This is a genomic window from Bacteroidota bacterium (assembly GCA_026391695.1).
Lineage (GTDB): Bacteria > Bacteroidota > Bacteroidia > Bacteroidales > JAGONC01 > JAPLDP01.
In genome coordinates this window covers 1-12,662 of sequence record JAPLDP010000021.1, presented here as the reverse complement: position 1 = coordinate 12,662, position 12,662 = coordinate 1, and the positions used below count along the sequence as shown (strand labels likewise).

10 protein-coding genes are annotated in these 12,662 nt (G+C 43.3%); 6 read left to right on the top strand and 4 right to left on the bottom strand.

What is annotated here, in order from left to right; translation table 11 throughout:
• Positions 1–66: 66 nt before the first annotated feature.
• Positions 67–912, bottom strand: a complete 846-nt coding sequence (locus tag NT175_01345) for a hypothetical protein (protein MCX6233359.1) — start codon at positions 910–912, stop codon at positions 67–69.
• 449 nt (positions 913–1,361) lie between these two features.
• Between NT175_01345 and NT175_01340 the strand changes: the two genes are divergently transcribed.
• Positions 1,362–2,276 (top strand): histidine kinase, encoded by a 915-nt coding sequence (locus NT175_01340; GenBank protein MCX6233358.1) that lies wholly within the window; start codon positions 1,362–1,364, stop codon positions 2,274–2,276.
• Entirely contained in the window at positions 2,266–2,988 is a 723-nt protein-coding gene (locus NT175_01335; GenBank protein ID MCX6233357.1) for a LytTR family DNA-binding domain-containing protein, read from the top strand. The genes NT175_01340 and NT175_01335 overlap by 11 nt, the downstream gene beginning before the upstream one ends.
• Positions 2,989–3,004: 16 nt before the next feature.
• Here NT175_01335 and NT175_01330 read toward each other — a convergent pair whose 3' ends face one another.
• Together NT175_01330 and NT175_01325 are read right to left on the bottom strand one after the other, a co-directional pair.
• Positions 3,005–4,570 (bottom strand): citrate lyase subunit alpha, encoded by a 1,566-nt coding sequence (locus tag NT175_01330; protein ID MCX6233356.1) that lies wholly within the window; start codon positions 4,568–4,570, stop codon positions 3,005–3,007.
• Complete coding sequence (locus NT175_01325; protein ID MCX6233355.1) at positions 4,554–5,774, bottom strand: aldolase/citrate lyase family protein; 1,221 nt, start codon at positions 5,772–5,774, stop codon at positions 4,554–4,556. The genes NT175_01330 and NT175_01325 overlap by 17 nt, the downstream gene beginning before the upstream one ends.
• Before the next feature lie 225 nt (positions 5,775–5,999).
• Between NT175_01325 and NT175_01320 the strand changes: the two genes are divergently transcribed.
• The 4 genes from NT175_01320 to NT175_01305 all read left to right on the top strand — a co-directional run bounded on the left by NT175_01320 (position 6,000) and on the right by NT175_01305 (position 11,395).
• Positions 6,000–6,899 (top strand): hypothetical protein, encoded by a 900-nt coding sequence (locus NT175_01320; GenBank protein MCX6233354.1) that lies wholly within the window; start codon positions 6,000–6,002, stop codon positions 6,897–6,899.
• 142 nt (positions 6,900–7,041) lie between these two features.
• Positions 7,042–8,979 carry a sulfatase-like hydrolase/transferase gene (locus tag NT175_01315; protein ID MCX6233353.1) on the top strand — a complete coding sequence of 646 codons (1,938 nt, stop codon included), beginning with the start codon at positions 7,042–7,044 and terminating at the stop codon, positions 8,977–8,979.
• A 6-nt stretch (positions 8,980–8,985) separates the two neighbouring features.
• The gene (locus NT175_01310; GenBank protein MCX6233352.1) at positions 8,986–9,882 is read left to right on the top strand and encodes a diacylglycerol kinase family lipid kinase; all 897 of its coding nucleotides are present in this window, start codon (positions 8,986–8,988) and stop codon (positions 9,880–9,882) included.
• Positions 9,883–10,123: 241 nt separating this feature from the next.
• On the top strand, positions 10,124–11,395 hold the full coding sequence (locus NT175_01305; protein MCX6233351.1) for a mechanosensitive ion channel: 1,272 nt from the start codon (positions 10,124–10,126) through the stop codon (positions 11,393–11,395).
• 9 nt (positions 11,396–11,404) lie between these two features.
• Here the strand turns inward: NT175_01305 and NT175_01300 are convergent, their stop codons facing one another.
• The gene (locus NT175_01300) at positions 11,405–12,502 is read right to left on the bottom strand and encodes an ATP-binding protein (GenBank protein MCX6233350.1); all 1,098 of its coding nucleotides are present in this window, start codon (positions 12,500–12,502) and stop codon (positions 11,405–11,407) included.
• Positions 12,503–12,662 lie beyond the last annotated feature (160 nt).

Here is a 12,662-nt window from a genome sequence, read left to right as displayed (position 1 = left end):
GTTTTTTCATCATCCGGAAATGCCGTAATTGGTCGAATAAGATTAAAAGTTCCTTTGTCTGAATGGTTATTGATATAAGAATCTTGCTTTCTTGACCCAAAGCTTAACAGGTTGTGACATTTTTTGAAAATCCGGCATATCGGGAGGGCCTGCGCCAATTCCTCCTCCCGGAGGTGGACCTTCAGGACGCATTCCTGCACTCTCTCTCCCCTCACCAGGAAATCCGCTTCCACCAAAAGGAGGAGAAGAGAGATCTTCATCCGGTCCGGCAGTAAAACCATAACTGAAATGTCGTTGAAGATTTTTAATGAAATTGACCGGATCCTTGAAAATATACCTTATTGGTATTCTCGATTCGTAAATCAGAGCTCCGGAAGAGTCAAATTGCATCATAGCAAAGACAGGATTGGAACTTTGATTAACGTCACTATCAGAATTTGCCCTATCCTTAAAACCTGTCAGTTTAATTTTCGTCTTCTCCGAACTTAGATATTTATTAAGTGATTGAAGTTCTGACTGACGTGTCAACTGTTGAAGATTATCCCATCTTTCCTGACCTTTCGCAGATCCGGGATTCCTGAGTTCTGACAAAAATCCGGGAAATGGATAGGTGATTCCCAATTGTTTTCTTGCTTTTCCTGTTGTATTAATCCAAAAGTTAAGTCCCGTCATGAGTACTTTTTGCTGGAAGTCAGTATCGAGAATCTTCAGCATGACATAAAGATTGTTATGGTCAGATGAAACGCCATATAAACAGCCGTACCTGGACTCAGCTGTCAGTTTTCCATTCCAATCGTTTGCTTTGCCATCGACAATGAATGCCTTGTCCTGCCATTGACAAAGATAAATTGGAGTTTGAGCGCAACTACCTAACAGTAAAGCAAATACACTAAAAATTACAATTCTTTTCATTGTGTGTCTTTTTTAATATTTATCTGTGACTAATGGTTCTTTGAATTGCGGAGCTAAAAATATACATGAGAAAAGCGGTGGACAATTTTTTTCAATAAAGGAGAAAGAATATTCACCCAATGATACATCCGGCCGAACAATGTGAAAAATGTCAATTTTTATGCGTAAATAGATAAGATCCGGGCGTTGGTCGATAATTTTAATCCGATGATTGAAAAAACTCTGATTAATTTTATCAATTAAATAAATTTGAACATTCTGATTCTGAAATTATGATCGCTGGAATTTTCAAAAAAAATATAACTGTTCACATAACCATATGGCTCAGTTACTATATCCTTTTGATATGGCTGTATACTGAAATATGGGATTTTAAAATTGCGCTGATAAGAAGCTCTACAGTCATTCTTATTCAATGCGGGCTGTTTTATTTTAATTCGCATATTTTGATGCCCCATTTATTGGAAAAGAAAAAAACGTGGGTGTACTTTATATCAGTTACTGTACTGATTATCCTTTTAGTACTGATATTAATGGAATTTGAGAGATATGTCATCGAACGTGCTTTTCCACGCCCATTTGGAATGGTTGGACCCGAAAGACCCCCGTTTGAGAATGATTTGACCATCTTTAACCGGATGAGGATGGATATGGTATATAAAAGAACCATTCACGAGGCATTCTTTATTGTAATTACTTTTTTTATAAGTACCATCTATCGGACAAATACAGCCGGATTCAAACAGGAACAAAAAATGCTTGAGCTTCACAACCAGATACTTAAAGCAGAATCAAACCTGCTAAAATGGCAGATAAATCCGCATTTTCTTTTCAATACGCTGAATAATATTTATTCATTATCACAATTTAAATCCGAAAAAACTCCTGACGCCATTCAGCGGTTATCGGATATGCTGCGATATGTTATTTATGAATGCAATGAACCGTATGTTAAACTCGAGAAAGAGCTCAATTATATTAAAGGCTATTTCGAATTACAACTCCTTAAGGATGAGGAAATAAAAAAGGTAAATTATGTCTTTAATATTGATAATCCGAATTTAAAAATAGCACCCTTGTTGCTTATTACTTTTGTTGAGAATAGTTTTAAGCATAGTAACTACCAGGATACATTAAAGGGATGGATCAGGGTCGAAGCACAAACCGAAGGAGCTGTACTTCATTATATCGTCGAAAACAGCATCCCGGAAGTAAAAATGATAACGGAAAACACGAAAGGCATAGGATTGGAAAATGTGAAACGAAGATTAAATCTGATATATCCCGACAGGCATTTTTTAATTGTTGAAGAAACAAGTTCATCATACAAAATTGTACTAAAATTAATACTTGATGATAATTAATTGTATAGTGGTCGATGATGAACAATTGGCCCGGAAATTATTGGAAGGATATATCCAGCGCATACCGAGCCTCAAATTGGTGAAATCATGTAAGAATGCCATTGAAGCCATGGAATGTGTTCAGGATCACGATATCGATCTGATATTTCTGGATATTCAGATGCCGGAACTTACAGGGATAGGATTTTTACAGACGATTTTCCGGAAACCGGTTGTGATTTTTACTACAGCCTATAAAGAATACGCCATTCAGGGTTATCAATTGGATGTTGTTGATTATCTGCTTAAACCGTTTACTTTTGAGCGGTTCCTGCAAGGAGTAAATAAAGCAGTGGAACTGATCAAGGTGAAATCCTTATCAAATAACACTCTTGTAAAAGAGCCAAATGAAGCAGGTACGGAAAATAAAGATTATATTGCCTTAAAGGCTGACTACAGAATTTATAGAGTCCCTTATGATAAAATAATATACGTTGAAGGGGCAAGGGAATATGTCATTTTTTATACTGAAGAACGGAAAATTATGGTTCTGGAATCTTTACGACACCTGGAAGAAATACTACCTTCCTCTCACTTTTTACGGATCCATAAATCGTATATCATCAATAAGAAAAAAGTTAAGGCATTATATGGAAATCAGGTGGAAATAGCTGACAAACAAATTCCTATCGGCAAGAGCTATCTGGAAATATCAAAAAATTCGTTGTTTTAACAAACAAAGAATGAGGTCATCCCTTCACCTTCCGCACCGCATCAATCACCGTACCATCCACCCATTTGATTGCAGCAACGATTTCGTCGTCGAGCTCGGGTTTTGAAGGAGGCCCGCAGATCTTTTCAGCCTCATGTTTCAGCTCTTCGATGGTCTTCAGCGGAAGATCGCTGCCTTTCACTTTATGGATGAGATCCTGACGCAATGGATTGATGGCAATACCGCGTTCGGTCACTATGACATCTATCAATTCTCCCGGCCCGCACAGGGTGGTCACTTCATCCCTGATGACCGGTATCCTGTCCCTGAATAACGGTATCGGAAGTATCGTGCACTTCGAGAACAGGCAGTTCTGCCACCCTCCTATCCCATGAAGAAGGTAACCATCGGAATGTGTGACAACATTAGCATTGAAATTCACATCCACTTCTGTGGCACCGAGGATGACAACGTCGACCATGCTGGCAAAATTCCCTTTGCCATGGTAGTTATAGCTGGTGAAGGGGCTGGTGTTCACGTGGTTAGGGTTGTCGCGCATGGAGCGTACGCCCTCCAGGTCAAAGGTCTGCCCGTCGAGGATGAATTCGCCGAGGCCTTCTTCGAGCATCTGAACAAGATATTTATTGCTTCCGCCACGCATGAAACGGGCTTTTATCTTACGTTGCCGTAAGATATCGGCAAAATAGATACCTATCGACAAGGCCGTTCCTCCGGCGCCGGCCTGGAAAGAAAAACCGTCTCTCACAATTCCTGCCAGGTCGCAGAATTTTGCCGTCAACTCGGCAATTAAGAGGCGGTCAGGGCTTTTAGTTATCTGTGTGGTGCCTGAGACAATCTTTTCAGATATGCCCACTTTATCCACCTTCACCACATAATCCACATAGTTACCATGTATCTGCCAGGGTATGCATGGGAATGGGACGAGATTATCGGTGACGACAATGACCTTGTGGGCATACTGTGAGTCGGCGAGGGCAAAGCCCAGCAGTCCGCATGCTGCAGGACCATTGACGCCGTTGGCATCGCCAAAGGGATCGGCTGTCGGCGCGGCAATAACCGCAATGTCAATGACCACCTCGCCATCCTGCACAGCCTGGTATCTTCCGCCATGTGAACGCAACACGCCGAGCCCTTTCATCTTGCCTTCGGAGCAGAACTTACCCAAGGGGCCGTTCATGCTGCCTTCGATGCGGTTGATCACACCGCTTTCAAGATGCCTGATGATAGGTTGATGGCAGGGAAAAGAAGCCGACGGGAACCACACCAGGTCTTTGACACCCAGCTCGGCGGCAATGTCGAAGATCTGGTTGGCGATGAGATCGCCATCCCTGAAATGGTGATGCGTGGAGATGGTCATGCCATCCCTTAAGCCGCTTCTGATGAGGGTTTCCTTCAGGTCGGGCACCAGCTTGTTGCCATCGGAGGGATAATCGGCGCAAGTGGCTATGGGTGGCCCGTACTTCCGGCCAATGGGCTTGTATTTTCCCACACCCATGAAAGGAACCTGTTCCCTGCCGTTGATGATGGTCGGCACTATACGTCCTGCCGCATTTTTTACCAGTTTATCATATTTTTTGTTCATTATCCTCTTCCCTCCAGTTTTTAGATATTTTACCCATGTTAACGGCCATGTCAATGGTTTTGAGAGCGCGTTTGACCACCGGCGGGTCGATCATCTTGGTTCCCAGCGATACGACACCGAGGCCTTTTGCCGTGGCCTCCTCAAATGCCCTGACGATTTTTTTGGCTTTTTCTGTCTCATCAGGGTCAGGAGCAAAATTCTCGTATATGACCCTGATTTGTCGTGGGTGAATACATCCCATGCCGTCGAAGCTAAGGGCTTTAGACCGTAACACATTCTGTTTCAGTCCTTCCATGTCGCCGACGTCGGAGAAGACGGAATCAATGGGCTGTATGCCCGCTGCCCTGGCTGCATTGACAACCATGCTGCGGGCAAAGAATGACTCAGTGCCCTCTGCGGTTCTTTTAGTTCCCAGATCGGCAGTATAATCCTCTAATCCAATGGCCAGCGACACGATATTTTCCGCTGCTGATGCGATCTCAAAAGCTTTGATGACTCCCCTGGCACTCTCGATGATCGGCATCAGCCACACATGAGACGCCAAACCATGGGCTTTTTTGATTTGCTCAATGCGTGTGTTGACCTGGTGTATCTGGTCGGCGCTTTCACATTTCGGCACGAGGACCAGGTTAACATTATGCGGCACGATGAAACCGAGGTCATCCAGCCCTTTGGGCACCTGGTTGATGCGCACCATCCGTTCGGCGCCATAGAAATCCACCTGACGCAAGGCATTCCTCACCATATAGCGGGCTTCATGTTTCTTATCGGGCGCCACGGCATCTTCCAGGTCGAGGATGATTCCGTCAGGCTTATGTATCCCGGCATTGATCATCAGGCTGGGTGTGTTACCCGGAAGGTACAACCGCGTAAAGCGATACTTCTCCTTCTCTGTCTTGTACCGGTTTTCCGGGATGAGCTCCTGGAGGTATTCCTTGTCGGTTTTCAGCAGCAGCTTTATGGCAGCTTCTATGCGTGCCGCCAAGACAAATGGCAGTGCGCCGGTATCTTCGATCTGTAAATGGGCATGCTGAATGTCGAAATATTCCAGTATTGTGCCGGCCAGTGCGATAATGGATTGTCCATACAGGACACCGACCTTGCTGGTGAGAGTGACTTCACGGCCTCCCCTGTCGGTCAGTTCAAGTGTGACAAAGCAATCCGACCGCACCTTTTCGCCTTTGTTTCCGGTGGTGACTATCATGTAGTAGTAGTTTTAATTGTACCTTAACAATTACAGCCTCACCCCCATGGGGTAAGGTGAAACGACTTCAAATTTATCATAAAACCCACATCCTTGCATGACTTTTCCAAAATATTTTTCTGTATGATTTAATAAAAATTTGACAGCTTGTTAATAATTTACTTATTTTTGCAACTCTTTAAGAGTATATTAACTCATAATCAATATTGACAAAATCAATCAATTATGAAAAAACTATCGTATCTCTTCGCTATCCTGCTTTTAGCCGGAACATCTTTTATGATGTCATGTAAAGACACCACTGAAACGCCGCAGGATCTTAAGCCGAACATCGACTTCAAAGGTGGTGCAGCCTATATTTCTGCTGATGCCACACTTACTACCCTTCAGGAATTTCTCATTGGTATCACTGCATCTCCCAATACAACATCCGGTAAAAACCTGGCTAATCTGAAGGTCACACGTACCTATAACAACGCTGTTTGGTTTGAATGGGACACCACCGTTAATGTAGCTTATGTTGACATCGATTTCAGCTTCCTTGCATTGACAGTTGCAGGCACCGAAAGAATTTCCTTCGTGGTGACGGATAAAGACGGGCAGACCAATGAAGTTGCATTGAACATCACCACTCAGGTGGTGAATGGGCCGATTAATTTCTTCACGCAGAAAATTCTAGGCTCTTATGCCAGCAGCACGGGTAGCTCATTTGCATCCATCGATGGATCAATTTACAACCTGGCTGATGCTAAAGCCAATGCTGCAAAAGTTGATTGGCTCTATTTTTATGGGGGAACCAATCATGCAACTATCGCAGCTCCTGATGATGCAGATGCAGCTATTGTATTTAATGATTTAACCAATGGACTTAGCACCTGGTCAGTAAGGAATGCCACAAGGCTCAAGAAAATCACTACTGTTGTTGACTGGGCTGCCATAACTGATGATGGCACCATAAAACAATTGACGGCGGATGGTGTCACAGAAACCAAAATCCCTGACTTGGTTGTCGGTAATATAAGTGGATTCAAAACAGTTACAGGCAAATTTGGATTAATTAAGGTAGATAATATCACGGGAACAACGGCTGGAACTATCGAAATCTCCGTCAAGGTCCAGCAATAGCTGATACTTCCACAAATAAACTACGGTCTTAACTTCTCAACCCCGTCATTTGGCGGGGTTTTTTATTCCAGCCCCTATACCGTAAAGCTGATGACGACAAGTTATGACGTCGCAGATTTTCTTTTTTTACTAATTTTACTGCATGCAACGACGTCACCTTTTACAGGGAAATATATATACTGTCCTTGTGCTGCGGCTTGTCATCCTTTTGGTGGCCCTCACCCTGTCGCGGCTGTGCCTCTATTTCCTTAATCTGCACCTATGGTCCGACCTGGATCACAGGGAATTCTTTAAGATCATGTTCACCGGCCTCCGTTTTGACCTTTCCACACTTTGCATAATTGCCGGGCCATTCATTTTCTTCAATGTATTACCCATTCGTATCAGGTCACACCGCATATACCAGCTGCTGAACGACAGCCTTCTGTATATTCTGTTTATTCTGGCGCTGGCAGCCAATTTCATCGATGTGGTATACTCGAGGTTTACGGGGAAACGCATGACTGGAGATGTTTTCAACATGCTGGGTGCCGGTGATGATTACACGGTTCTCCTGCCGCGCATGCTGCAGGATTTCTGGTTGATCGGCCTGCTGTGGCTCCTCCTCTCAGCCATAGCCATCTTCTTCAGCGCGACCATTATACTTCGCCCCGATGAGCACAGAACCGGCGGTTCGAAATTTTATATCAAAAATACAATCCTGTTCTTCGTTTTTATTTTCCTTACCATCACAGGCGTCAGGGGTGGTTTACAACTAAGGCCTATCAGTATCATTACTGCAGGCAAGTACACCGAAGCCAAAAACACTCCCCTGGTCCTCAACTCACCCTTTACCATTGTCAAATCCATTGGCCAGCTCGACCTCAAACACATCTATTATTATAACGAACAAAAGCTCAACAGCATTTACTCCCCTGTTCACAGAGGCATTCTGGTCAATGATTCATCGGCTTTTAACGGCTACAATGTGGTGATCATCATAATGGAAAGCTTCTCGTCAGAATATATCGGTGCTTTTAACCGTGACCTCGACCATGGAACGTACACCGGTTATACGCCATTTCTGGATTCGCTCATAAAAGTCAGCCTGTCGTACAATGGTTATGCAAACTGCAAGAAATCCATCGAAGCCATTCCTGCCATTTTATCGGGTATTCCTGCGCTGATGAATAACCCTTACATCACGTCAAGCTATGCCGGCAACCGCATTTACAGTTTGGCTAACCTCCTCAGGGAAAAAGGGTATCAGTCTTCGTTCTTTCACGGTGGCACCAACGGGACCATGGGCTTTGAATCGTTCGTTACCATGGCCGGCTTTGACCGGTACGTAGGGCGGACAGAATATAACAACGACAACGATTATGACGGACAATGGGGAATTTATGATGAGCCCTTTTTCCAGTATTATGCCCATTGCCTTGACACCATGCGGCAGCCTTTCGTATCGGCCATCTTCTCACTTTCATCACACCATCCCTATTTCGTACCTCCAAAATACCAGGGAAAATTTAAAAAAGGGCCATTGAAAATTCATGAAACTATCGGGTATTCTGATTTCTGCCTGAAGGAATTTTTTCATACAGCCTCAAAAATGTCGTGGTTCGACAGCACCCTATTTGTAATCACCGCCGATCATACGTCTGAATTATATTATCCGCCATATCAAACCCGGATCGGACTGTTCCGTATACCGATCATATTCTTTAAACCTGGCGGTGAGCTGAAAGCATTGAAAACCGACATAGTCCAGCAGACCGATATCATGCCTTCAATACTTGACTTTCTGATGTACGATAAGGATTATGTAGCTTTTGGAGAAAGTGTTTTTGACTCGACGGCAAACAGGTTCACAGTGAGTTATCTCACCGGCATATACCAGCTCATTAAAGATCAGTATATCCTGGAATGGGGTGGGGATAAAACATTTAGCCTCTATGATTTTAAAAAAGATCCGCTTTTAAACGCGAACTTAATATCTAAAAAAGATACACGACGGGCGCTTCCGATGGAAGAGTTCCTGAAAGCCATCATCCAGAATTACAATAACCGGATGATAGATAATAAATTAACAGCCAGATAGAACCTCATGACAGAACCGGCTGACATACGTAAAAAAGAGGTCATATTCATCATAAATCCTGCATCTGGTGTGAGAAGCAAGAACCGGATGGAGGATATGATCAGGACATACCTGGATAAGGAGCGGTACAACCAAACGATTTTATATACCGAGCGGGCCGGCCATGCCATTGAGCTAAGCAGGAAGGCTGCCAGGGATAAAACAGATATTGTGGTGGCCGTTGGCGGTGACGGCTCATTGAATGAGATAGCAAAAGGCCTCATCGGAACCGACACAGCTATGGGTATCATTCCCGCCGGCTCCGGAAATGGCCTGGCACACCACCTGCGTATACCCTTTCGCATCAGCAAGGCAATAGAAACCATCAATAAAGGGAAGATCAAAAAAATCGATACCATCAGGATCAACGGCGAACTGTGTGTAAGCATTGCAGGCGTAGGCTTTGACGCACTGGTGGCTAAAGAATTTGAAAAAGCCCGCCGCCGTGGTTTCCAGACCTATTTCAGGATCATTCTCACCGAATACCTCAACTATAAACCACGCAAATATAAAATCACCATCGACGGGAAAAAATATAAAGAAAAAGCGCTATTTATCAGCTTCGCCAATTCAAACCAGTTCGGCTATAACGCTTCCATCGCCCCGCATGCCACGGTCGACGACGGGCTTATTGACGTATGTATCATCAAAAAAATCCCCCTGGCAAAGGTCGTTTTCCTCGCTAACCTACTCTTCCTGAAAAAAATTGACCAAACAAACGATATCACAATAATTAAAGGGAAAGAGATCAAACTGTCACGAAAACGAAGCAAAATCGTCAATATCGACGGCGAACATGTTAAGCTGAAGAAAAAGCTCATCATTAAAATTGATCCGTTGTCGCTGAATGTCATCGTTCCGTAAAATTTTATTATTTACTGTAATATTAGGATCATCACAAAGGTTTTGGGCTAAAGCGCGGAGTTATTCATTATATTCGTTATCCTGTATACGCATTTCCTTGAAGACCTTTATTTATAACATCGCTACATCGTTACATCGCTAGATCGTCACATCGCTAAATTTTGATCATTGATCACTGATCATTGTTCATTGTTTATAAATTTGCACATTATCACATCGACACATTTTCAAATTCACTGCAATGTTTCAGCAAGTTGAATATATCATCAAAGAATGGCTGAACCGTTTTGGGTTCAGCGGTGAGTTGATCATCTTTCTATGGAAAGTGATAGAGATCGCAGCCATCATCCTCCTTGCCTTTTTAGTCTACCATATCACCAGGCTCATTGTCCTTCGCATTGTTCATTCCATAGCCCGAAAGACAAAAACCCTCTGGGATGATGTATTGGTAGAGCATAAGTTTTTTAACAGGCTCAGCTATCTGGTTCCTGCCTGTACATTATTTATCCTGATTCCGCTGGCATTGCAGGAATATCCGGCAATCGAACGGGTTGCCCTGATAGTGGTAAAGATATACGGCCTTTTTATCGCCGCTGGTATCATTAATTCATTTCTGAAAGCTTCGGAGATCATCTACCAGCGCTATGAGATGTCAAAGTCAAGACCTATCAAGGGGTATTTACAGATTGTAAAGATCATCGTTTATACAATTATTGGTATCATACTGATTTCATTATTGATTAATAAACCACCTCTTACAATGCTGGCCGGAATGGGTGCCATGTCGGCCGTGCTGATGCTGATATTCAAGGACAGTATCCTGGGTTTTGTAGGAGGCATACAATTGGCTGCCAATGACATGCTGCGGAAGGGCGACTGGATCACCATGCCGAAATATGGTGCTGATGGCACAGTGATGGACATTGCACTCACCACTATCAAAGTCAGGAACTTCGATAATACGATTACAACGATTCCAACGTATACGCTCATCTCCGACTCATTCCAGAACTGGCGGGGTATGGATGAATCGGGCGTACGGCGGATTAAAAGGTCGGTGAATATTGATATGACCACCATCAGGCTCTGTACACCCGAAATGCTTGAAAAATTCAAAATGAATCCCCTGCTTAAGGAATATATTGAATCTCATCAAAAGGAGATTGATGAACAATCCATTCGTGATGATGGGAAACATCTGCAGATCATGCATCAGAGGTCTCTGACCAATCTGAATATATTTATGGTCTATCTGAAGGAATATCTTAAGTTGGATGATGACATCAGCAAGGAGAATACGCTTGTTGTCCGGCAATTGCAACCGTTAAATACAGGACTGCCTGTAGAGGTTTATGCATTCAGCAAGATTCAGGAATGGAAGGACTATGAGGAGATTCAGGGAGAGATCATGAATCATGTGCTGGCCATAATACCCTATTTTGGGCTGAAGGTATTTCAGAATCCGACCGGGGCGGATATAGCTTTGGGGTTCCATCCGCCCAAGGCAGATTGAGTCCCAGATTTATTCAGTCAGATACTGTGCGTACTGCATTATTTGGATGTTACTGTTATAGGGGAAATTATTTCCTTCGTAGATTAAAAATCCCATGTCTTCCGGCCCGAGAATCTTTTCTATATTGCGAACCATTTGAGTCCGGAATGTAGCCGTTTTTTTAATTTCAATCACCTGTTTTCCGGATATCCGGTCAATGATGAGGTCAATTTCCTCTCCATGGCTTGTCCTGTAAAAAAACATTTGGTCAGAGGAATGCGAATGCACAAGGTTTTTTATTATTTCAGCGACGATATAATTTTCGAATATGCTACCGGCCATAGGACCCTTGTGGTATAATTCCTTCGTAGTTACTCCCGTGAGTAAACAAACAAGACCGGTATCATAGAAATAAACTTTAGGGCTTTTGATAATCCTTTTTCCAAGGTTCCGGTACCAGGGAGGCAGAAGAAAAATAATATAAGCGGCCTCGAGTACAGAAATCCAACGTCTGATTGTGGAGACCGACACACCGATGGACCTGGAGAGCTCAGAATAGTTCAATAATTGGGATGTCCGGGCTGCAAGCATGGTAAGGAACTGCCTGAAATCGCGCAGATCGCCTATGTTTACCAACGATTTGACGTCGCGGAGAACAAATGTCTCCAGGTAGGATGAATACCAGTCATGTGCATTCTGGTAACCCGTTCTGACCACTTCGGGGTATGAACCACTGTAAACAGCTTCCGCCCGAAGTCCTTGCGGAATCTCACTGAACTGGAAAGGTAGCAGAGATAACAGGCCTATCCTTCCTGCCAGACTTTCAGTGATCCCCTTGACAAACGAGAACTGGCTGGAGCCCGTGATGACAAATCTGCCGGTTTCTTCACGGTTTTCATCTACGGCAATTTTTAAGTGATTGAACAGCTCAGGCACCTTTTGAACTTCATCGAATATAACCTGACGGTCGTACTGATGTATAAAAGATATCGGATCGGCAGTGAAAAAATCAATCATCCTGTAATCGTCAAAAGTGACATATTTAAAGCTATTACCAAGAGTTTTTCTGATCATGGTGGTTTTACCCGACTGCCTTGGGCCGGTTATGCCTATGATTGGAAACTGCAAAAGGTACTTTTTAACGGTATCTTCTAACCTGAATTATTCATAAAAAAATGGAAAAGTTTGTTATCTCATTGATAATCATTATCTTTGAGGTGTATAAACTTTTAAACAAACTTTTCCATGAGTAAAGATACAAAAAGCCCAAATACCCATCTTGTTTCTG

Excerpts from the sequence above, each read along its gene's own strand:
- NT175_01325 (MCX6233355.1), bottom strand. The coding sequence starts at position 5,774 with ATGATAGTCACCACCGGAAACAAAGGCGAAAAGGTGCGGTCGGATTGC.
- NT175_01320 (MCX6233354.1), top strand. The coding sequence starts at position 6,000 with ATGAAAAAACTATCGTATCTCTTCGCTATCCTGCTTTTAGCCGGAACA.
- NT175_01330 (MCX6233356.1), bottom strand. The coding sequence starts at position 4,570 with ATGAACAAAAAATATGATAAACTGGTAAAAAATGCGGCAGGACGTATA.
- NT175_01305 (MCX6233351.1), top strand. The coding sequence starts at position 10,124 with ATGTTTCAGCAAGTTGAATATATCATCAAAGAATGGCTGAACCGTTTT.
- NT175_01335 (MCX6233357.1), top strand. The coding sequence starts at position 2,266 with ATGATAATTAATTGTATAGTGGTCGATGATGAACAATTGGCCCGGAAA.
- NT175_01315 (MCX6233353.1), top strand. The coding sequence starts at position 7,042 with ATGCAACGACGTCACCTTTTACAGGGAAATATATATACTGTCCTTGTG.
- NT175_01345 (MCX6233359.1), bottom strand. The coding sequence starts at position 912 with ATGAAAAGAATTGTAATTTTTAGTGTATTTGCTTTACTGTTAGGTAGT.
- NT175_01340 (MCX6233358.1), top strand. The coding sequence starts at position 1,362 with ATGCCCCATTTATTGGAAAAGAAAAAAACGTGGGTGTACTTTATATCA.
- NT175_01310 (MCX6233352.1), top strand. The coding sequence starts at position 8,986 with ATGACAGAACCGGCTGACATACGTAAAAAAGAGGTCATATTCATCATA.